This is a genomic window from Sinomicrobium sp. (assembly GCA_029266035.1).
In the GTDB taxonomy this organism is placed as follows: domain Bacteria; phylum Bacteroidota; class Bacteroidia; order Flavobacteriales; family Flavobacteriaceae; genus Sinomicrobium.
Genome location: JAJUFH010000026.1, coordinates 1 through 22390 on the forward strand (window position 1 = coordinate 1; position 22390 = coordinate 22390).

The 22390-nt window shown below is 42.6% G+C and carries 19 protein-coding genes; 2 read left to right on the forward strand and 17 right to left on the reverse strand.

The window, feature by feature from the left end:
* Positions 1-191 precede the first annotated feature (191 nt).
* Positions 192-971 carry a zinc ribbon domain-containing protein gene (locus ACYZZR_RS11105; protein ID WP_461534077.1) on the reverse strand — a complete coding sequence of 260 codons (780 nt, stop codon included), beginning with the start codon at positions 969-971 and terminating at the stop codon, positions 192-194.
* Between the two features lie 3 nt (positions 972-974).
* Entirely contained in the window at positions 975-2090 is a 1116-nt protein-coding gene (locus ACYZZR_RS11110; protein WP_461534078.1) for a Nif3-like dinuclear metal center hexameric protein, read from the reverse strand.
* Positions 2091-2315: 225 nt separating this feature from the next.
* Here ACYZZR_RS11110 and lpxK point away from each other — a divergent pair, with 225 nt between their 5' ends.
* On the forward strand, positions 2316-3335 hold the full coding sequence (gene lpxK / locus ACYZZR_RS11115; RefSeq protein WP_461534079.1) for a tetraacyldisaccharide 4'-kinase: 1020 nt from the start codon (positions 2316-2318) through the stop codon (positions 3333-3335).
* A gap of 5 nt (positions 3336-3340) precedes the next feature.
* Here lpxK and ACYZZR_RS11120 read toward each other — a convergent pair whose 3' ends face one another.
* The 10 genes from ACYZZR_RS11120 to ACYZZR_RS11165 all read right to left on the reverse strand — a co-directional run bounded on the left by ACYZZR_RS11120 (position 3341) and on the right by ACYZZR_RS11165 (position 13342).
* Positions 3341-5551, reverse strand: coding sequence for a tetratricopeptide repeat-containing hybrid sensor histidine kinase/response regulator (locus tag ACYZZR_RS11120; RefSeq protein ID WP_461534080.1), 2211 nt, complete (start codon positions 5549-5551; stop codon positions 3341-3343).
* Positions 5552-5673: 122 nt separating this feature from the next.
* Positions 5674-6684 carry a type I glyceraldehyde-3-phosphate dehydrogenase gene (gap, locus tag ACYZZR_RS11125; RefSeq protein WP_461534081.1) on the reverse strand — a complete coding sequence of 337 codons (1011 nt, stop codon included), beginning with the start codon at positions 6682-6684 and terminating at the stop codon, positions 5674-5676.
* Positions 6685-6693: 9 nt separating this feature from the next.
* Positions 6694-7569, reverse strand: a complete 876-nt coding sequence (gene lipA / locus ACYZZR_RS11130) for a lipoyl synthase (protein ID WP_461534082.1) — start codon at positions 7567-7569, stop codon at positions 6694-6696.
* A gap of 145 nt (positions 7570-7714) precedes the next feature.
* Complete coding sequence (locus ACYZZR_RS11135; protein ID WP_461534083.1) at positions 7715-8284, reverse strand: RNA polymerase sigma factor; 570 nt, start codon at positions 8282-8284, stop codon at positions 7715-7717.
* Positions 8275-9387: a glycosyltransferase gene (locus ACYZZR_RS11140; RefSeq protein ID WP_461534084.1), complete on the reverse strand. Its 1113-nt coding sequence runs from the start codon at positions 9385-9387 to the stop codon at positions 8275-8277. Before ACYZZR_RS11140 ends, ACYZZR_RS11135 begins: the two co-directional genes overlap by 10 nt.
* A gap of 18 nt (positions 9388-9405) precedes the next feature.
* The gene (locus ACYZZR_RS11145) at positions 9406-9612 is read right to left on the reverse strand and encodes a membrane or secreted protein (RefSeq protein ID WP_461534085.1); all 207 of its coding nucleotides are present in this window, start codon (positions 9610-9612) and stop codon (positions 9406-9408) included.
* Positions 9613-9671: 59 nt separating this feature from the next.
* A complete protein-coding gene (locus tag ACYZZR_RS11150; RefSeq protein ID WP_461534086.1) occupies positions 9672-10430 on the reverse strand; it encodes an anti-sigma factor domain-containing protein in 759 nt (252 codons plus the stop codon).
* A 38-nt stretch (positions 10431-10468) separates the two neighbouring features.
* Positions 10469-11002 (reverse strand): RNA polymerase sigma factor, encoded by a 534-nt coding sequence (locus ACYZZR_RS11155; RefSeq protein WP_461534087.1) that lies wholly within the window; start codon positions 11000-11002, stop codon positions 10469-10471.
* Between the two features lie 100 nt (positions 11003-11102).
* Positions 11103-12164: a UDP-N-acetylmuramate dehydrogenase gene (gene murB, locus ACYZZR_RS11160; protein WP_461534110.1), complete on the reverse strand. Its 1062-nt coding sequence runs from the start codon at positions 12162-12164 to the stop codon at positions 11103-11105.
* Entirely contained in the window at positions 12146-13342 is a 1197-nt protein-coding gene (locus tag ACYZZR_RS11165; protein ID WP_461534088.1) for a pyridoxal phosphate-dependent aminotransferase, read from the reverse strand. The genes murB and ACYZZR_RS11165 overlap by 19 nt, the downstream gene beginning before the upstream one ends.
* Positions 13343-13578: 236 nt before the next feature.
* On the opposite strand from ACYZZR_RS11165, the gene ACYZZR_RS11170 reads away from it, so the two are divergent.
* Positions 13579-14919, forward strand: coding sequence for a PDZ domain-containing protein (locus ACYZZR_RS11170; protein WP_461534089.1), 1341 nt, complete (start codon positions 13579-13581; stop codon positions 14917-14919).
* A gap of 83 nt (positions 14920-15002) precedes the next feature.
* Here ACYZZR_RS11170 and ACYZZR_RS11175 read toward each other — a convergent pair whose 3' ends face one another.
* From ACYZZR_RS11175 to tamL, 5 genes are all read right to left on the reverse strand, one after another.
* On the reverse strand, positions 15003-17156 hold the full coding sequence (locus ACYZZR_RS11175) for a polyribonucleotide nucleotidyltransferase (RefSeq protein ID WP_461534090.1): 2154 nt from the start codon (positions 17154-17156) through the stop codon (positions 15003-15005).
* Positions 17157-17279: 123 nt separating this feature from the next.
* A complete protein-coding gene (gene rpsO / locus ACYZZR_RS11180; RefSeq protein ID WP_461534091.1) occupies positions 17280-17549 on the reverse strand; it encodes a 30S ribosomal protein S15 in 270 nt (89 codons plus the stop codon).
* A 104-nt stretch (positions 17550-17653) separates the two neighbouring features.
* Positions 17654-18511 (reverse strand): acetyl-CoA carboxylase, carboxyltransferase subunit beta, encoded by an 858-nt coding sequence (accD, locus tag ACYZZR_RS11185; protein WP_461534092.1) that lies wholly within the window; start codon positions 18509-18511, stop codon positions 17654-17656.
* A 113-nt stretch (positions 18512-18624) separates the two neighbouring features.
* Complete coding sequence (gene fbaA, locus ACYZZR_RS11190) at positions 18625-19692, reverse strand: class II fructose-bisphosphate aldolase (protein WP_461534093.1); 1068 nt, start codon at positions 19690-19692, stop codon at positions 18625-18627.
* A gap of 132 nt (positions 19693-19824) precedes the next feature.
* A complete protein-coding gene (tamL, locus tag ACYZZR_RS11195; protein WP_461534094.1) occupies positions 19825-22386 on the reverse strand; it encodes a translocation and assembly module lipoprotein TamL in 2562 nt (853 codons plus the stop codon).
* Positions 22387-22390: the final 4 nt, after the last annotated feature.

Below are 22390 nucleotides of genomic sequence, written 5' to 3' on the forward strand. Positions count from 1 at the left end.
ACCTATGTCTTTTTGGTACGACAATCCGGCTAAAACACCTAAGGTATCCTCAAAAAAGAAAAAACTCCGGTGATCCATATAAAATCACCAGAGTTTGTTGTCTGTTTTTTTCGGAAATTAGCTTACTTCTGAAAGTGCCTTACTTGTGCTAATTCCGGCGTTTTTTATATGTGATGCGATTGTTTGTCTGTTTACAAAGATTCGAACAATTCGTCCATCTTCACCTTTTCTTCATCGGCCAGGTTGGGATCTACCAGTATACGTCCACTGTGTTCGTCGGTGATGATTTTTTTCCTAGAGGCAATTTCCATTTGTACCTGTGGGGGGATGGTAAAGAAAGAACCTCCAGAAGCACCTCTTTCAATCGCTACGACGGCCAATCCGTTCTTAACACTTCCACGTATGCGTTTATAGGCTTTTACCAGTCTTTCGTCTATCTGCTTTTGATACTCAAGAGACTTGTTCTTGAGGGCGTTTTCCTCTTTTTCGGTTTCGGCGAGAATGGCGTCTAGTTCACCTTTTTTGTGTTTGAGGTGAGTTTCGCGTTCTTTGAGTCGCTCTTTGGTTTGAGCGATAACTTCCTTTTTTTGCTCTATCTGTACTTTGTACTCGCGAATGTGTTTTTCGGAGAGTTGTATTTCCAACTCCTGAAATTCCATCTCCTTGGTCAAGGAGTTGAACTCCCTGTTATTCCTCACGTTTTTTTGCTGGTCGGAATATTTTTTAATCAGTGCTTTGGATTCTTCTATAGCATTGTTTTTGTTGGTGATCTCCTGGGTGAGATTATCAAGCTCAACACCCAATTTGTCGAGACGTGTCTTTAATCCTTCCACTTCATCTTCGAGGTCTTCTACTTCCAGAGGAAGTTCTCCTCTTACATTGGCTATTTCATCTATCCTGGAGTCAATTAACTGCAGGTCGTACAGAGCTCTCAATTTCTCTTCAACAGTAGCTTCGGTTTTTTTTGCCATAGGTTATAAATACTTGATGGAATTTGTATTGTAATCTGATAATACCACCTTACCCTCGGGCAAGGCAGGTGCAAAATTATGAATTTTTTTCGTAAGATGCTCAAACAAAAGATTTTTTGTAAACTGCTCACTTTCATAATGTCCCACGTCGGCTATGATTATTTCTCCTTCAGCCCGATAAAATTCGTGGTATTTAACATCGCCAGTTATAAAGATATCGGCGCCGGATCTTTTGGCGTGGGAAATGGCAAAAGCACCACTTCCGCCCAATACAGCTACTTTTTTGATCGGCTTTTCAAGGGGGCCTGAATAGCGTATGCAGGAGAGTTGAAGATCGCTTTTGAGTTTTTTCAAAAATTCCATTGCGGGTAACGCTTCCGGAAGTAAGCCCGTCATTCCCATTCCGATGTGCTGATTGTGGTTTTCGAGGGTGGTGATTTCGTAGGCAACTTCTTCGTAAGGATGGTGGGCAAAGAGCGCTTTGAGTATTTGCTGTTCGCGGTGCTTGGGAAATGTAACCCCTATCTGCACCTCACTTTCAAAGTGTATTTTCCCCTTTTCTCCAATCACGGGATTGCTGTGTTCTTCTCCGAGGAAACTGCCTGCTCCTTTGGTGTTAAAGCTGCAGTGACTGTAGTTGCCTATTGTACCTGCGCCTGCAGCAAAAAGGGCATTTCTGACTTGATCTGCATCTTTTTCCGGAACAAAGGTGATCAACTTTTTTACAGTGGCTTTCTGAGGTACCAGTACACTGCGGTTTGTGAGTCCGAGTACATCGCAAAAAGCCGCATTGAGTCCGTAAAACGAATTGTCGAGAGCCGTGTGAATGGCGTAAATAGCTATATCGTTTTTCACGGCCTTAATCACAGTGCGCTCTACATACGAACTTCCGTTGAGTTTTTTTAATCCGGAGAAAATGATAGGATGGAAACTCACGATGAGATTGCAGTCTTTTTCTATTGCCTCATCGACTATGTCTTCCAGAGTGTCGTGGGTAACGAGAATGCCGCTCACAGTTGTTTCTGGGGCTCCTACCAAGAGTCCGGTATTGTCAAATTCCTCGGCATAGGCACGGGGGTAATCTTCTTCCAGTAGTCGTATAATATCACCGATTAGCATACTTTGTTTTTTGAAAAATTCTTAACGGCTGAAAAAATACAGCATAAATACACCAAAAGCAAGAAAGGGCAAAAGTTTGGAAGATTTTAAAAATCAAAGGATAATTTAAACCGCTTGTGAGAGTGGTGTTGTTTGATTGGTATAGTCTTGCGTGTGAACAGTGAGGCGAGTGATGCTATGCAAGTAAAAAAATTAACCGTAATTTGCAGTGTCCAACAGTGAAATATGCGTATACTTCGAAAAATATTATGGCCGTTTTCGTTGCTCTATGGGGGTGTTGTATACCTTCGAAACTTTTTATACGACAGGAAGATACTGCATTCAGTGTCTTTTGAGGTGCCGGTAATATGCGTGGGAAATCTGAGTGTTGGAGGTACGGGGAAGACGCCCATGGTAGAGTATTTGTTAAACTTGCTATTGCCTCGATATCGGGTGGCTACCTTGAGCAGGGGATATAGGAGGAAGTCTCGGGGATATGTCTGCGCGGGAGTCAATACTGTGGTAGAAGATCTCGGGGATGAATCCTTTCAGTACCATCGAAAATTTTCTAAAGCCACAGTGGCGGTAGATGCCGACCGAGTACAAGGGATACAAAAGCTTATGCAGGGCAAATTGCCGCCGGAAGTTGTAATTCTCGACGACGCTTTTCAGCACCGTAAGGTAAAAGCGGGCTTTAATATACTGCTCACTACTTTTGACCATCCTTATACTGACGATTTTTATCTTCCTACCGGAAATCTTCGCGATAGCAAGAGAGAGGCTCGCAGAGCAGATGTTGTTGTGGTAACCAAGTGTCGTCCGAAATTGAGTGCGGAAGAGCGAGATGCCGTAATCGAGAAGTTATTAGGGGGCAGGATCAAACGACCTCAGGTGTTTTTTACGACCATCAGTTACGATCACAGTTTGCGTTCTACCAATGCTACTGTGCTTCTGGAACAGTGGAAAGACAAGAGGTTTAGCTTAGTTACAGGTATAGCCAATCCTGTTCCGCTACTGGAGTTTCTCACTGAAGGAGGGTACGATTTTGAACATTTGGAGTATCCCGATCATCACAATTTTTCGAAGAGAGAGCTTCAAAATCTCGCCGAAAAGGAATTGATACTGACTACTGAAAAGGATTTTATGCGATTGGAAGGACATCTGAACAATCTCTTCTACATCGGTATACGAACCGAATTTTTATTTGGAGCACAGCGGGAGTTCGATCATTTGATTGCAGATTATGTAGAAAGAGGGGAAAGCTAAGCTTTTTACTTCTCACGTAGATGAAGGTTGTTTCTTATTTTTTTGTAGAATACTTCGGGTTTAAAAGGTTTGGTGATAATATCGTTGCACCCTGCTTGGTACAGATGGTCTATGTTGTCTTCTAGGGAGATTGCTGTAAGGGCTACGATGGGGATAGTCTTGTTGAATTTCCTGATTTCTTGCGTTGCTTCTATCCCGCTGATGCCTGGCATGTGTATATCCATCAAAACAAGGTCGTAATATTCCTTTTTTACCATTTTTATAGCCTCGTAACCGTCGTTGGCAATGTCGCAGGAAATATCCTTTTTGGACAGCATTTTTTTGGTAACCATCTGGTTTATCTTATTGTCTTCTACCAAGAGTAGGTGTGTGTTGGCTAGGTTAATCGCTTTAGGTATAGGAGAGGCACTGTCCTCAATAGGGGAGTCAGAGGGCGCTAATAGCATGCTGAGATCGAATGAAAATGTACTACCTTTACCCGGTATACTCTGTACTACGATATCACTTTCCATGAGGAGTAATAGGTTTTTTACAATGGTGAGACCTAATCCGGTACCACCATATGTGCGATTGATCTGCGTTGAGCCCTGCGCAAAGCTCTCAAAAATATGCGGCATGGTCTCGGCAGTAATCCCCATACCGTTGTCTTTGACTTCAAAGTGAATCCTAATATGTTTTTCTTGCAGCTCTAAAAGCTGTCCGCTTATGCGAACCTCGCCATTGTCGGTAAATTTGAGGGCATTGCCGATTAGGTTGATAAATACCTGGGAGAGTTTGAGTGCATCGCCGGTAACGAGGTCGGGTATATTCTCACCTATGTCGAGAACAATCACATTGTTGTTTTCTTTGGCGGTGTGTTCTAATGATCTTACTACCTCAGAGAGCATCTGCTTCAGGTTGAATGGAGCGTTGTTGAGTTTTAATTGATTGGCTTCCGATTTGTTGATCTGTAGGATGTCGTTGATAAAATTCAACAGATATTCTCCCGAAAATTTAAGTGAGTTGAGATATTCTTTTTGACTTTCTTTGGGATTGTCTTCGAGCAAAAGGTGTGTAATACCGGTTACTGCATACAGGGGAGTTCGCAGTTCGTGGCTCACTGTAGATAAAAACTGGGCTTTGACCTTAAGGGCGTTTTCAGCCTTGTTTTTTGCGAGTTGTAATGCTTCGTTTTTTTTGAGTAGCAACTCGTTGATTTTGAGTTTAACCTTGCTGTTTCTGTATAGGCTTACGGTGAGTATCCCGATAATGATAAGTAATATGGAGCTGAATATGGATATCAGCTTGGAGATATTTACTTGTTTGGCCTGTTTCTTCGTTTTGGCTTCATATTGTTCTATGATTTTGTCTTTGAAGTGGGCGGTGTTGCGATAGCCAATAATTTCGATGTTTTTTATCAATTCAGGGCGGAAGTGCTTGTTTTTTACGCTATCTGCTTTCCACTGGTAGTCTTCAGCTTCGCCTTGGCGTTCCAACAGTTTTAAAACTGTACTCATTTGTCGGTTTTTCCACCATTCCATTTTTGGGAAGTGGTGAGAAGACAAAGTTTTTTCGGCTTTTTTGACGAGAGAAAGCGCTTGGTCGTAATGTTGTTTTTGCAGATGAGCATCAGACAAGTAAAGCAATATCCCTGTATTGAGATATGCTTCTTCGTAAGTGTCGTTTAACGGATAGGCCTTTGTAAAGAGTTCGATAGCCTTGTCGTATTCTTTTTGCAGAAGCGCTATTCTCGCTTCGTAATACCAGATGTAATGCAGAATAGTATCTCTGTAATTTTTCCTGTATAGCGATTTTGCACTTTGTACAAGTTTGGATGCAACTTCAAAATTTCCTTTTTGAGCTTCGAGAAGAGCTTTTAAGGCCGTAAATCGAGCGTTATCTCCGTCTACTAAACTAGGTTTTAAGTTGTTGTCACACAGTAGCTCATATGTCTTGAGATCGTCGTTTAGGTCAAAATCGTGATAGAGCTCTAAAAACAGTAAATATCCCTCGAAGAGATATTTATACGAGTAGGCTCTTTGACTCAGAGTATCGGCTGTTTTGACGGCGGTGTTGAGCACCTTGACAGCCTTTTCAAACTGCCCTTCATTTTTGTAGCGATAGGCTCTTTTTAAATAAGCTTCCAGACTGTCTTTACTGCTGTAATGCTGCTCCCCAAAAGCGATGAGGGGGCAAAAGACCAGTAAAAGAGCTAAGTGATGAAAGATTGTTTTCATAGCCAAAGATTCGCATAAATATAAAACAAAAATTACAATGCAGAATCTGACACAAATCTACCTCGACTGCATCGCTACATCAGAGATTTGTTGCGCAGATCATAGGCGGAATATTGCAGTTTCTATGACTGCCGCAACGAATTCATGTGTACAATAAGATCTACAATGCGGTTGCTGTATCCGAATTCATTGTCGTACCATCCTATTATTTTGACCATTTTACCGATTACCGAAGTCATCTGTGCGTCGAATGTACAGGAATATGGATTGTTGATGACATCTACAGATACAATGGGATCTTCGGTATAGGAGAGTATTCCTTTGAGTTCATTTTCTGCCGCATTTTTAAAGGTCTTGTTGATTTCCGATATGGAGGTTTCCCGTTTTACGTTAAACGTTATATCGGTAAGCGATCCGTCTGGTACCGGAACTCTTACCCCACATCCGCCTATTACGTCGCTCAGCTCTGGGAAAATTCGAGTAAGCGCTTTGGCAGCTCCTGTGGTAGTAGGGACTATCGATTGTCCTGCTGCTCTTGCTCTTCGCAGATCTCTATGAGGCTGGTCGTGCAGACTTTGGTCGGTGGTGTAGGAGTGAACGGTAGTAATGTATGCCTGCTCTATACCACAGAGCTCCCGGATTACACTTATCATAGGTGCTGCATTGTTGGTGGTACAGGAAGCGTTAGATACAATGTCTTCCGAGCCGTCCAATATGTGTAGGTTTACACCGGGCACAACCATTTTGATATCGTCTTCTTCGGGAGGAACGGAGAGCAAAACTTGTCTAGCCCCGTTTTTTATGTGATGCTGTAATTGTTCTCTTCGCTTGAATTTTCCTGTGGCTTCGATAACGATATCGGGTTGCCAAGGTGTCCAGTCGATTTGTTCCGGACTTTTCTTATTGAGAAGTGGATAATGGGTTTGCCCTGCAATAATTCCGGTAGAATCGTATGAAATCGATCCCGGCCATATACCGTGAATACTGTCGTATTTTAAGAGATGGCTCAAGGTTCTGCTATCTGAGAGATCGTTGATGGCAACGACTTCGATATCAGATCTATCCAATAACAGGCGAAAAACGGTTCTTCCTATGCGACCGAATCCGTTAATGGCTATTTTTATAGTGCTCATTACAACAATTTAATCGACGTGTTTGTGGGCTTTGTAAGACGACCTTACTAAAGCTCCGCTCTCTACGTGTCTGAATCCCATATCTAAACCGGTTTTTCTGAGACGGTCAAACTGTTCGGGCAGAATAAACTGCTTTACGGGGAGATGTTTTTTTGAAGGCTGAAGGTATTGTCCAATGGTTACCACGTCGACATTTGCATTTCTCAGTTCTCTCATAGTCTCTACAACTTCCTCTTCTGTCTCTCCTAAACCGAGCATAATTCCCGATTTGGTACGGCGAGCTCCTTTTTCTTTGAGATATCGCAATACTTCAAGGCTGCGTTCGTACTTGGCTTGTATTCGCACTTCGCGGGTCAGTCGTTTTACCGTTTCCATATTGTGTGAAATCACTTCGGGAGCCACTTCGACGATGCGGTCTAAATGGCGCTCCACACCTTGGAAATCGGGGATCAGTGTTTCGAGCGTGGTTTCCGGGTTCATGCGTCTCACGGCATTTACAGTTTCTGCCCACATGATGGATCCCATATCCTTGAGGTCGTCTCTATCTACAGAGGTGAGGACTGCGTGTTTTATGTTCATCAACTTGATAGAACGGGCTACCTTTTCTGGTTCTTCCCAATCAACGGTTTCCGGTCTTCCTGTTTTTACTCCACAAAAACCGCAAGAGCGCGTACAGATATTTCCGAGTATCATAAAAGTTGCCGTTCCTTCTCCCCAGCATTCTCCCATATTGGGGCAACTTCCCGATGTACAGATGGTATGTAGTTTGTATTTGTCTACCAACCCCCTCAGTTCTGTGTATTTTTTGCCCGTTGGCAATTTTACACGGAGCCATTTGGGTTTGCCTTTAGGCGGTGCTGCCTGGGTCGCGGTATCTACACTCATAAATGATATACTTTTGAGCTACAAAGATACAAAAGAACAATCAAGTAGGTCGTATGAAAAGGGATAAGTCTGTCGCGGTATTGAGAATAGCTCGATAGTGCCGTAGGACGAGGCAGTGAGGTAATTGTCTCTTTTCTTTGCCGGCTTATAAGCCTTTGCTTTTGTAGATAATTTCGGCCAGCAATTTTTTGGCTCGCAAGAGTTTTACTTTTACATTGTTGAGAGGCTCGCCGAGTTCTGTTGCTATTTCTTGATAGCTCATTTCTCTAAAATAACGCATATTGATCACATCCTGATAATGTGGTTTCATCATTTTGATAAAGCGCTTTAATTGGGCGAGGTTTTGCTCGTATATCAAATTGTCTTCGGCCGATGGAGTGTTGTCGGGAACGTCGTAAACCGTATCGTCTTCTTGTGAAGTAGTGTGGAAGAGGCTCGATTTTCTCTTGCGTAGAAGGTCGTAGTGAATGTTTTTGGAAATGGTGATGAGCCAGGTTTTGAAAGAGTAACTATTGTCGAAAGTAGCAATTCTGTCGAAGGCTTTTGAAAATGTCTGTATGGTAATATCTTCAGCGTCGTTTTCGTTCTTGGTTCGGATAAGTTGAAAGCCATAAACGTCATTCCAGTAATAATCAAGGAGAAAATTAAAGGCTTTTTGGTCGCCTTTGCGTGCCTGGTCTATATTTTTTTGGATGAATGCGGTGGTTATTTCCAACGTGTTTGTTTTCTAAAACAGGTTATAAAGATATAAAATTGTACGACAATCAGTACGGCTTCATATAGTGGTAGTAGCCACAAGAGGTTTTTCTCTCCCAATTTTTCCGAAATTTTATATGCAGATATATACTGAACTATCCATTTGATGAGAAATAGGCTTGCCAGTATTGCGGTCTGTTTGCTTTGTGTGCCGGCTAATATCAATACGGGTATGGGTAGTACCCAAAAGAGAATCTGAGCTGAATAGAGGAAGGCAGATAAGAGGCGATCTTTGAGCTTGAAGTTGCGAAAAACGAGGAAGGCTTCTCTTTTGCGGTGTATCCACGTTCGGTAATCGGGAACATTCACAGCTTTGGTGTGCGCAGGTGGAGCGATACAGATGGTCGTGTTTTTGGCTGTGGCAACTTCGTTGATAAAGAGCTCGTCCTCTCCGTTGCTCATATTCATATGGCTTATAAAACCGTTTACCTGATAAAACACGCTTTTGTGATAGGCTATATTACTTCCTTCTCCGGTGAATGGCAGTCCCGTTTTTGCGAAAGAAAGGTATTTAACAGATTTCATCAGTTTGTCATATCTGATGATGGCGTTGGAGAAAGATCCCTTAATTCTCTTTAGGGAAGAATATCCGAGAACTACGTTTTTGTCTTTGTGGAAAGACTTGCTCATATCCGCAAGCCAGTGTTCCGAAGCGGGTATGAAATTGTCTTCGGTAAAGATCATACAAGGGTATTTGGCGGCTTTTATTCCGAGGGTGAGTGCGTATTTCTTCTTGCCCCAGAACGCTTCGTTATTGATCACCTGTACAACCTTGATATCGGGATACTGGCTTTGAAAGTGTTCTATGACCTCTGAGGTATGATCGGAAGAAGCGTCGTTTATAAGCACGACCTGAAAGTCAGGGTGTTTTTGCGCGAGTATATGCGGTAGTGTACTTTTGAGGATGTCAGCATTGTTTTTGGTGCGGATAAGTACAGAGACGGGAGTGATTTGTTTTGGATGCCTTTCATTGACAACGCCACCCAGCCGACTAGACAATAAGTAATATGCTACGAGAACTCCGGTGCTTCCCGTTAACAGGCAAAGTAATACGGTGAGCATAAGTGATAGCCCGTGGACTTAATTTTGATAAGCCTTTGGATCTTTACATTCTTGTTCGTCCGGCATTTTTCCGCAAAAGCTACACGGTTCTCCGGATTGGTTCAAAAAGGGACTTTGGCTAGCGCAAGTGCCAGCAAATTTACCATCCTTTTTGGCCCATATCTTAATAGCAATACCGGCAAAAGCGAGAGCTAACAATCCTGTAGTAAGCAAAACTAGTTTCATAGCGACAATCTTTCTATAGATACTGCAAAGATACAAAACAAATTATGTTTTACCACGAGTTAACGCAGGTAAATGCTCGCTACGGTATTTTCTTCAGTGGCGGTGATATTTCCTCCTTTGGGTTCGATAGTGATATTGTAGCTTTTAGCATCTTCCTTAAAGGGGATAGAAAGCAATTTGTTTTGGGTGTTTTCCAGTATGCCCAAACTTTCCATTTTGCCATTTACTTCTGCCCACATCTGGAATACCTGCTCTTTGGGGAGTTCTGGTAGAGATACAACGTTTATCATTGACAGTTTTTCAACGGGGTCTATATAGGCTACTGTTTTGAGATTTTTAGCTCTGCGGTTTCCTTGAAGTACATATTTTCGGGTCTTGGGATTGTTGAGAATGAGAAACTGGTTTTTTACATCATCTAACTTTGAATTGGTGTTTAGGATATCGCTTTTTAAGGCGGCAATCTCTTCGTTGACTGATCCGTTTTTTTGTAACAACAATTTGTTTTGGTACAGTAAAACGATAGTAGAGGTACAGAATACCGCAGCTATTACGGCCGCCATATTGGTAAATCGGGGTACAAACCGTTTTTTTCTTCGAATGGCGTGTATCACATTTTTTTTGACTTTTTCGGGAGCTGGTTTAGCAAAAGACCGGGTGTAATTTTCTAGGTCTTCTTCCAGTTCGGTGTACTTTCGCTTTACCTCCGGATATTTGGCTATGCAGTTTTCAACATAAACGTTTTCCTCTGGTGTGGTAGTTCCTATGAGATATTGCTCCAGCAGATCACTTTCCAGTATCTTTTCCATGTCATTTTTCATATCAGATCTTTTTACCCCTGCTTTTTGTTGTATTTATTTTATTCGGTATCAAAAATTTTGCGCAATTCTCGCAGTCCAATCTTTAGACGAGACTTCACTGTTCCCAGAGGGATATCGAGTACTTCACTGGCTTCCTGTTGTGTCATGCCCTGAAAGAACAGGGCTTCGAGAATCACCTGATATTTTAAATCTAAGGAGGCGAGATGCTTTCCTATATCCAGATGCTCGGGTTTAATAGCATCGATACCTATATTATATACGTTGGAAATATCCAGTTGGATTTTCTTTTCTTCTTTTACACTGCTATTTCTCACTTTGTCGATGGCTGTATTTCTGATAATACGGTACATCCACGTAAAGAGCTTGGCTTTTCCAGTATCATAAGTATGTGCTTTTTTCCAGATTTTCATCAATCCTTCCTGAAGCGCATCTCGAGCCAGTTCCTCGTCAGATGTGATCTTGAGCGCAATACCGTATAAAGCGTCACCGTAGTAATCGTAGAGCATGGTCATTCCCTTTTCATCTTTCTCGATGAGCAGGTTCACAATGTTGATTTCCAGTAGAGAAGACATGATGTCGGGAGTTGGGTGAAACTTTACACTGCTTAAACAGCTTACCCAAAGGTATCAAATAATGTTTTTAAAGGAAAGTTTTTTTGATTTTCACTACAATTTAAAGTACGTTTACTTCAGGTTCGAGCATTACTCCAAATTCCTCGTTTACTTTCTCTCTGATACGCGAGGCCAACTGCCATATTTCCCGTCCCGTTGCACCGCCGTAGTTAACCAGTACAAGGGCTTGTTGCGGGTGTACTCCGGCTGCACCGAAGCGTTTGCCCTTAAAACCACACTGTTCTATCAGCCATCCTGCAGGGATTTTTACCTGATTGTCGGGCAGGGGATAGGAGGGGGCTTCGGGATAGTGTTTCAATATTTTTTTGAAGGTGTTTTCCGAAATAACAGGGTTCTTGAAAAAACTGCCTGAATTCCCAATTTTCCGAGGGTCTGGAAGTTTGCTTTGCCGGATAGAAATTACAGCATCAGAGATATCTTTAATTCCCGGTTCTGATATACCTCTTTGATCGAGTACCTGCGATATGGCTCCATAGTGTATGCGGATATGGTGGTCTGTACGACGGAGGCGAAAGGTGACTGCGGTGATGATGTATTTGCCCTTGGCTTCTCGCTTGAAGATAGAGTCTCGGTAGCCAAACCGACATTCTTCTCTCGAGAAGACACGGGTTTTTCCGGTAGCTATCTCTAGGGCTTCGCAAGATTCGAAAACGTCTTTGAGTTCTACGCCATATGCTCCTATATTTTGAATGGGAGCTGTTCCCACATTTCCCGGAATAAGTGATAGATTCTCCAAGCCTCCGTATCCTCGTTCTAAAGCCCATAGCACAAAATTGTGCCAGTTTTCACCAGCTCCTGCTTTTACAAGTACGTCGCTTCCGTCTTCCGCTTCCAATTCAATTCCCTTGATTTGGATGCGAACGACCAATTTTTCGACGTCAGCTGTGAGCAGGATATTACTGCCGCCTCCTAGGATAAGTTTTTCAGGATAATTTGGCTTGGAGAGTATTTCCAGCAATTCATTTTTGTCGGAAACCTCAACAAAATACCTCGCGCGCGCATCGATTCCGAAAGTGTTGTAATTTTTGAGCGATATGTTTTCTTCGATGTGCACGGCAAGAGAATTAACAGAGGAGGTTTTGTTTACAGTTTGTCTGGGTATACTTTAAGAGCTTCTCTAAGGATGTTGACAGCTGTCTTTAAATCTTCTTTTTTGAGGACATAGGCGATACGAACCTCACGTGTGCCCATTCCCGGAGTGGAGTAAAATCCTGCAGCCGGAGCTACCATTACGGTCTGATTTTCGTATTGGTAACTCTCTAAAAGCCATCGAGCAAAATCATCTGAGTTTTTAACAGGTAGTTCTGCAATACAATAAAAAGCTCCTTTGGGTTTGGCTACTTTTATGCCTTCGATGGTTTCGAGTTCGCTGATCAACAGATTTCTTCGTTCGGTGTATTCTTGCAGCACCTCGTCGAAATAGTTTTGCGGTGTTTGTAGTGCTGCTTCACTGGCCATTAGCGCATAGGTAGGCGACGACAATCTGGCTTGAGCGTATTTCAGCACAGTAGAAATTACCTCCTTGTTTTTGGATACCAGACATCCGATTCTCGCCCCACACATACTGTAGCGTTTGGAAACAGAGTCGATCATGATGGCATGAGACCCCAGTCCTTCTTCCTGCATTACGGAATAGTGTTCGGCACCGTCGTAGGTAAATTCTCTGTATACTTCGTCTGTAATGAGGAAAAGATCGTGTTTTTTTACGATTTCAGCGAGTTTTTTAATCTCCTCTCTGGAATAGAGGTACCCTGTCGGGTTACCGGGATTACAAATCAGTATAGCACGTGTTTTGGAAGTGATAAGCTCTTCAAAAGCCTCTATAGGAGGAAGGGCAAAATTGTTGTCTATGGTCGATATCACAGGGACGACCTTTACTCCAGAAGCTGTGGCAAAACCGTTGTAATTGGCATAAAATGGTTCGGGTATAATGATTTCGTCACCGTAGTCGGCAACAGCTCCCATAGCAAACATCAAGGCTTCAGAACCACCGGTGGTCACCACAATCTGATCGGCAGAAACCTGAATGTCATTTTTTGCGTAATAGGCCGCGAGTTTCTCGCGATACTGTTCAGAGCCTTCGCTTCTGCCGTATTCAATGATTTCTAAGTTGTTGTTCTTTACCGCGTCGAGAGCTACCTGAGGGGTTTTAATATCAGGTTGACCGATGTTGAGGTGATATACTTTACGACCTTTTTTTTTGGCATTCTCCGCAAAAGGAACGAGTTTTCGGATAGGAGATTCGGGCATCAACTGACCTTTGTGTGATATTGATGGCATAATAGCAGTTTCTTGTGGTTAATTAATGATAAATACTGCAGGGGTGACTGTTGTTTTAGAATGCCAAAGGGCATTGTTGATAAACTTACATCAGACGCACTGCAGTGCAAATTTGCAAAATAATTCCTAAGTGATATATGTTAGGTGTAAATATTGTGATTAATATTTACGTTAAAGTTTTTAATGATGTTTTTGTAAGGGGAACTAATGATTATATTAGTAATATATTGTTTTTTATGTTAAAAAATACGATAAATTTTATCTCAGTCATCTTGCTGCTGCTTCTGTTTCAGGTAGAGGTAGAGGGGCAGACTAAATTTGAACTACTTCCGGATCGGAATAAGCACAGTGTAAAATTTCAGTTGGTGAACAATCTGATAATTATCCCTGTCGAAGTTAATGGAGTAGTCTTGTCGTTTATTTTGGACAGCGGGGTGAGCAAACCTATACTGTTTAACCTCGGTTCCGAAGATCCTCCTGAGTTTTCAGATTTTGAGACAATTTTTATTCGTGGACTGGGGGATGGAGAGGCTATACAAGCCTACCGATCTGGAGATAATATTATAAAAATCGGTGAAGCGGTTGTAAACGACAAGAGCGATCTCTATCTCATACTGGATCAGGGGATTAATTTTGCCCCGAGACTCGGTATTCCTATACACGGAATTATAGGTGCTGAACTGTTCAGAGATTTGATTGTGGATATAAGTTATTCAAGAGAGAAAATCCGTTTCTACAAGCCGGGAAGTTATCGTTACAAAAGATGTAGAAAATGTTATACCTTGGATTTAGATATGATACACAACAAGCCATACCTACAGGCTGATGTTGTACTGAACGGGCAGAGGGAAGCGGTTAAATTATTAATCGATTCCGGAAGCAGTGATGCACTTTGGTTATTTGACAGAAAGAGCAATGGCTTGTCGGTTCCGAAGCGACATTTTGACGATTTTTTGGGTAGGGGGCTGAGCGGAAGTGTGTACGGGAGTCGCGCTAGAGTAGAGAAATTACAACTCGGAGGGTTTGAGTTCAAGAGTGCCAAAGTGGCTTTTCCTGACTCTATTTCTTTACAACACCTTCAGAGCCTGAGTGAAAGGGATGGCAGTATAGGGGGAGGGATACTGAAACGTTTTGATGTGACTGTAGATTACACTGGGAAAAAGATAAGACTCAAACGAAATAGGTATTTCAGACAACCGTTTAAGTACAATATGAGCGGTATAGAACTTCAACACAACGGAATGCGAATTGAAAGGGTGCCAGATCGAAATATCCGTAAGTCTCCGGGCTATGGAGAAACGCCTAAAACGCAGCGGATAATGTCCGAGCAATTGTCGAAATACAGCCTGTATCCCACCTTCGAAATCGCTGAAATACGGAGTGGTAGTCCTGCAGAAGATGTTGGTTTGGAGAAAGGAGATGTGATATTTTCGGTCAATGGAAAACGAGCTTCCGGACACTCGTTGCAAGAAATGATATCCCTGATGAATGTGAAAGCTGGAAAAAAAATACGATTGACCGTAGAGCGCGACGGTGAAAGGCTGCAATTTGTGTTTCGGTTAAGAGAAGTGCTATGATTGTAGATGGGGATAGACAGGTGGAACAAAGAAAAAAGCCCGGTTAATGCCGGGCCTTTTTGTAGTCGGTAAACCTTTGGTTACTAACGGTTTTTATGCTCTTTTCTCTCACTGCCTTCTTTTCTTGCAGGTCGGGGGATTAGAGCTTTACGAGATACTTTTGGCTTTTTTGTTCTAGGGTCGATACCGAAGTATTTTACTTCGAAAACATCGCCCATATTGACGACGTCGGATACGTTTTCTGTACGTTCCCAAGCCAATTCAGATACGTGTAATAAGACTTCGTTTCCAGGTGCTTTTGTATATTCGACGACGGCACCGAAATCGAGCATTTTAATTACTTTTACTTCGTAAACCTCACCTACTTCCGGCTTGAATAGCAAAGCGTCGATTTTAGCTAAAACAGCATCGATACCTTCTTGATTAGTGCCCAAGATTTCGACGATACCTTGTTCGTCTACTTCGTTGATAACAATAGTGGTATCGGTAGCTTTCTGCAATTCCTGAATCACTTTTCCACCAGGACCAATCAGCGCACCGATAAAATCTCCCGGAATAGTTCTAGTTATGATTTTCGGAGCGTGAGCTTTTACTTCAGCATTTGGTTTTGCAATGGTTGAAGTAAGTTTCTCCAGGATGTGCAAACGTCCTTCGCGAGCTTGTTTTAATGCAGTTACCAAAATGTCGTATGGCAATCCTTTTATCTTGATGTCCATTTGGCAGGCAGTAATTCCGTCGGCAGTTCCTGTTACTTTAAAGTCCATATCTCCGAGGTGATCTTCATCACCAAGAATATCAGACAACACTGCATGACGCTCACCATCTGAAATAAGTCCCATAGCAATACCCGACACCGGTTTTTTCATTTGAACACCAGAATCCATCAACGCCATAGTTCCGGCACATACAGTGGCCATAGACGAGGAGCCATTAGATTCAAGTACTTCAGAAACTACCCTTACGGTATAAGGGGTGTCTTCAGGAATCATTCCTTTTAGTGCGCGTTGTGCCAAGTTTCCGTGACCTATTTCACGACGAGAAGTTCCTCTTATCGGGTAGGCTTCACCAGTACAGAAGGGTGGGAAATTGTAGTGGAGATAAAAGTTTTCCTCTCCCTGTTGTGTCGGCAGGTCGATAATGTTAGCCTCTCTAGAAGTTCCGAGAGTAACAGTTGCAAGGGCTTGTGTTTCTCCACGAGTAAAGATAGCCGACCCGTGAACTGACGGTAAATAATCTACTTCACACCAGATAGGACGAATCTCATTCGTCTTTCTTCCGTCTAAGCGAATACCTTCGGAAAGCGTGAGCTCTCTTACTGCTTCTTTTTCTACTTTGTTGAAATAGCTAGAGATCAGAGCCTCATTTTCTTCCAGTTCTTCTTCGCTAAAAAGGGCTAAAACCTCGTCTTTTACTGCAGAAAAAGCTTCGCTGCGTTCTCTTTTGCTGTAGCCGCTTTTTGCGATTTTGTATATTTTGTCGTAAGCTGCTTCACGTACTTTGGCGGCGATGTCTTCGTCTGTTTTGGCAATGGTGTATTCTCTTACAGGTTTTTTGCCAAAGGCCTCTGCCAGTCGTACTTGTGCTGCACATTGAACCTTGATGGCTTCGTGGGCAAACTGAATGGCATCAGCCATTTCTTCTTCAGAAATCTCTTTCATTTCCCCTTCTACCATCATCACAGAATCTTCAGATGCACCGATAATCATATCGATATCAGATTCTACGAGCTGTTCGCGACTTGGGTTGATAACAAACTCTCCGTTTATACGACCTACTCGAACTTCAGAGATAGGGCATTCAAACGGAATGTCAGACAATTGGATAGCTGTCGAAGCGGCCAGTCCTACTAGCGCATCAGGCATTACCTCTTCGTCGTGAGACATGAGTTGTATCATTACCTGTGTTTCGTTCTTATAGTCAGATGGAAACAAGGGGCGGAGTACGCGGTCTACGATACGCATGGTCAACACCTCGCGGTCGCTAGGTCTGGCTTCCCTTTTGAAAAATCCTCCTGGATAACGACCAGCTGCCGCAAATTTTTCTCGGTAATCTACAGTGAGTGGAAAGAAATCCATCGCACTCTCTTTATAAGACGATACTACGGTACAAAGTAACATTGTATTGCCCATTTGCACAACAACAGACCCGTGGGCTTGTTTTGCCAATTTTCCTGTTTCGATAGAGATGGTTCTACCATCTCCCAGATCGATAATTTCTCTTTTTACTTCAGGAATCATAAAATGTTTTTAATTAATTATACAAAGGGTTCCGTCTGCCGACGGGCGTTGTGTTGTTGTAGTTAACCCAATGAAAATTACTTTGCCTAAAACAAAAAAGAGGCACTCAGGCCTCTTTCGGAATTATTTTCTAAGTCCTAATTCTTTTACTATAGCACGATATCTCTCGATATCTTTTTTCTTGAGATAGTCGAGAAGACTTCTTCTTTTACCGACCAAGCTCACCAGAGAGCGCTCTGTATTAAAATCTTTTCTGTTCTTTTTCAGGTGTTCAGTAAGGTGAGTGATTCTATAAGTAAACAGGGCGATCTGTCCTTCGGCAGATCCGGTGTTTTTTTCAGAACCTCCGTGCTTTTTAAAAATGTCTTCTTTTACTTCTTTTGATAAATACATGCCAATATTGTTTAAATGATTCTTATGTATTGTGTTAGATTTTCTAACAGGGCGCAAATATAGAATAAATAGTTGTAATATTATTGTTTCTGCCCAAAAAAAGCTTATGCTCCTATTTCTCGATTGAGAATGAGATCGAGATAGAGGTTGATGTTTTTCTTGAGGTCTCTTCTGTGAGAAATAAAATCGAGGAATCCGTGTTCCTGTAAAAACTCAGAGGTCTGGAAACCTTCTGGCAAATCCTGACCTGTAGCTTCTTTAACCACCCTTGGTCCCGCAAAACCAATCAATGCGCCAGGTTCAGCGATATTGATATCGCCCAGCATGGCGTATGAGGCTGTTGTTCCACCAGTCGTTGGGTCAGTACAGAGTGAAATATAGGGTATGCGTGCCTCGGCGAGCTGGGCTAGTTTAGCCGACGTTTTAGCCAGTTGCATCAGTGAAAGCGCGGCTTCCATCATACGCGCCCCTCCCGATTTGGAAATCATGAGAAAGGGGATGTTATTTTGGATGGAATAATCGATAGCTCTCGCAATTTTTTCACCGACTACGCTACCCATAGATCCGCCGATAAAAGCAAAATCCATACAGGCGATGACCAAGTCTTTTCCCATCGATTTGCCGACCGCTGTGCGCACGGCATCCTTGAGTTTGGTCTTCTCCTGGGCCTCCTTAAGACGGTCGGTGTACTTTTTGGTGTCTACGAATTTTAACGGATCCTTGGAGGTGAGATTCGGATTCAATTCTGTGAAAGTGTTGTCGTCAAAGAGGATAGAAAAGTATTCTTTACTCCCAATGCGAACGTGGTAATCGTCTTCCGGACTTACGTAAAAATTGCTTTCCAGTTCTTCGGCTCCGACAATTTTTCCTGTGGGCGACTTATACCAAAGTCCCTTTGGAGTGTCCTTTTTTTCTTCGGTCGAGGTCTGAATCCCTTTTTCTTTTCGTTTGAACCAAGCCATATATTTCTTTTTCGTTATTGGATATTTGAGTTTTCCGAATTTTGGATGCGCAAGTTAAAAAAATAAGTCTTATAGCTGTACGCTGTTTAAATCCGGAAAATCCTGTAGCCTGTTTATAAGGTATTTACATTGTTAAGATCCTCAAAGGCTCTTTTTAAGCGCGCTTTAAACGTTTTTTCTCCTTCCCTGAGCCATACTCTCGGGTCGTAGAATTTCTTGTTGGGTTGATCGGCCCCTTCAGGGTTTCCAATCTGAGACTGAAGATAGTCTTTCTTGTCTTGTATATAATCTCTTATTCCTTCTAAAAAGGCGTATTGAAGATCGGTGTCTATGTTCATTTTTATAACTCCGTAACCGATAGCTTCTCTGATCTCTTCGAGTGTAGAACCCGAACCGCCGTGGAATACAAAATCTATGCTGTTGGCAGGAACATTGAATTTTTTAGATACGAATTCCTGTGAGTTTTTCAGAATTTTAGGGGTCAGTTTTACATTTCCGGGTTTGTATACACCGTGAACGTTACCAAAGGCCGCAGCTATGGTAAACTTGGGGCTCACTTTCATCAGTTCTTCGTATGCGTATGCCACCTCTTCGGGTTGGGTGTAGAGTTTTGAAGAGTCTACATCTGTATTGTCTACCCCGTCTTCTTCACCCCCGGTTACTCCGAGCTCGATTTCGAGGGTCATTCCTATCTTGCTCATACGGGCGAGATACTTTTTACAGATCTCAATATTCTCTTCAATGGGTTCTTCTGAGAGGTCGATCATATGAGAGCTGAACAGCGGTTTGCCGGTCTCGGTAAAGTGCTTTTCACTGGCATCCAGTAATCCGTCTATCCACGGCAATAGTTTTTTTGCACAGTGGTCGGTGTGAAGTATTACTGTAGCGCCGTAGGCTTCGGCGAGTTCGTGTATGTGTTTGGCTCCGGCGATAGCACCGAGAATTGCCGCTTGCTGTCCGTCGTTAGAAAGCCCTTTTCCAGCGTTAAACTGGGCTCCTCCGTTAGAAAACTGTATGATAACCGGAGCGTTAAGGTCGGCTGCAGTTTCCAGCACGCTGTTGATGCTGTCTGATCCTATCACGTTTACCGCTGGTAGAGCAAATCCCTTACTTTTGGCATAGGCAAATATTTCCTGTACTTTATCCCCGGTAGCAACTCCGGCCTTGATATTGTGACTCATAGTTTTTAAAGTTTTCCTGAATTAGACAGTTATTAAAAAGCAAAAGTAATAAAATTAGCAGTCTTAATCTCAAAATAGAGCGGCAAATTGAGATGTAGGGTGTAGTGTAGATAGTGTGTAATGAATAGGGCCTTAAAAGGGGTAATTAATTCCGATGTTGTACACTGCATTGCCGAAGTTGTAATCCCGAAACCATCTCTTTTCCATAGGTTCTGCAGGGTTGTAGGTCTTAAATCCGGTATCTAATCGAATGACAAAAAATCCGAAATCGTATCTGAAGCCAAAGCCACTGCCGAGGGCTATATCTTTAAGTGAAGACAAACCGGTAAAAACAGCATCTTCGTCGTCCACGTCGTCTAAGGTATTCCATATATTTCCGGCATCGACAAAAAAGGCACCGTTTAGGCTTCCCATAATGTTAAATCTGTACTCGAGATTCAGTGCTATTTTCAAGTTAGCCTCGTTAAAGTCGTTCCTGGCATTTGTGCGTCCCGGTCCGAGAGAATAAGCCTGCCATGCTCGGTTGTCGTTTGTTCCTCCGGCAAAGTAACTCCTCGAAAAGGGGATGTTAGTGGCATTGCCATAGGGAATTGCGAGTCCGAAAAAACTTCTGAAAGCAAAAATTCCCCGACTTGATACCTGTAAGTGTTTGATAAAATCCAGTTCTGTCTTTACGTATTGGGAGTACTGTACGTCGAAGACCAACTTTTTATCCTGATCGTTTTTGTTGAAATCGATGAGTTGTGAAGCGGCAGATAAAAAATTTCCGGCAGTTTCCAGTTTAGCCTTGAACTGTGAAAAGGTATTGTCGCTTGTTCCACGGCGGGTGTTGTGAGTGTATGTAAAATTGGAGGCGAATATCAGGTTGTTGGCGCTGAGTCTCCTTCGGCGTTCTTCTATGCTCGAAATAGTGCGGTAATCTTCAGAGCCAGGAGTTATACCGCCTATGCCTCCTGAGAGTGCGTCTCTGGTAAACTGACGAGCCCCATCGGGGATGAGAAGATCGCCTCCATCGTCGAAATATGTAGGATTGGTGCTGGTGTTTCCCGCGATGTGGTTGAGTCGTTCATAGCTGTTCTGGTAAACCTGAAAATAACGATCGACGTTGAGATTTCGAATGAATTCGATATTGATAAGCTCAAAGCTGTGTTTTTTTCGATATGATGGTGTCCAATTGTAGCGCAATATGGTGTTGAAACTCTGTTTGTCCAATCCGATATTTCTCTGAAAGGAACTACCTACCGATATACGTGTTTCGGGTAACATATATTTTGGGATAATTCGATCGGTGCTAATCGGAAAGAATATCCTCGGGAAGTTGAGCCTTATATCGCCTCCAAACTCGGAGATATTAAAAAAACGGTCGTGAGGATTACTAGCTTCTCTCGACGAACCTATGGTTCCTCGTGCCGATACCTCTAGTGTTTCTGCCCCCCTGAAGACATTGCGACTTATCAGCGATGTGCTAAATGATATCCCTACATCTTGTATGTTGGAATGGGAGATATCGGTGTTTAGCCCAAGGGAAAATTTAGGGCGGTGAGAGAGGTATATATTGGTGTTGAGACTGTCGTCGGTACCACGGGCATAACGGTACTCTATATTTGGATATTTAAAAGTGTTGAGATTGCTAATCTGTCTGTAAGTACGACTGCGATCAATTTCGCGATACAGGCTACCGGGTGTAATAGCTACGGCATCGGCAAGAGCTTTGGGCTTGTATCTCAATTTGTTTCGGAAATAAATGGTGAAGCGGTCGTATGTGATCGAATCCAGAGATTCTTGCTCCATGCCAAAAGTGTAGTCGGCATAAATGTTTACGTTTTTAATGTGATGTATTTTGTAGGGAACCTCTTTTACTGTGTCTCCTACGCGTTCGTATCGGTTGTTTATCTCTATTTCGACCGGCATTTTATAATCTTCATTAGAGGCGACTGTATCGCGCAACACATTGAAGTGTACCGACGAATTGGGTTGAAATTGGTATATACCCGTATTGGTGAGAATGGAGTTGATACGCTCGCGTTCGGCCTCAAAATGTGCCAAGTCGAATTGCTCTCCTTGTTTTATCAGATTTCTAGAGTTGTATCTGTTGTATATGGAATCTATATCGGGAGAGGCAATTTTTTTGGTAATACTGTCGATAAAATATGGATTACCTGTAGTTACGTGATAATTTACCTCACCCTGTTTTTTCTTATTCGGTATAGAGTCGATAGAAAACGTTACCTTGTTGTTAAAATATCCCTTGCTGTTGTAGTAAAGACTGAGGCGGTCTTTAGATTTTTGTGCTCCGGTTTCCTCTATAATTACTGGAGGTTCTCCTGTTTCCATTAGCCAATTGTTAAAACCCACCACCGATCTGCCTAGCTCTATCACTTGTTTTTCAGACAAGAGCCTACTAAGTCTTTTTTTTCTCTTTTCTTTGCGATACAACCAGTCGGTAAACGCTGAATCCGATTTCGGCGTGGCGAGATTGTACAAGTGCAGTTTCAGATTAAATCCCAACAAGGCGTTGTTGGGGTGCTGCGACATAAGGTTGTGTAAACGCTCTCCTTTTTCCCGTTTCCCGTTTACATAAATGTTGTTTTGGGTAAGGAGCAGCTCGTTATCGCCTACTCTTTTTACCGTATTACAAGATACTATAGACAGTATTAAAAAGATTACCGCTATTTTTGTGGTTTGGGTTTTCAATGGA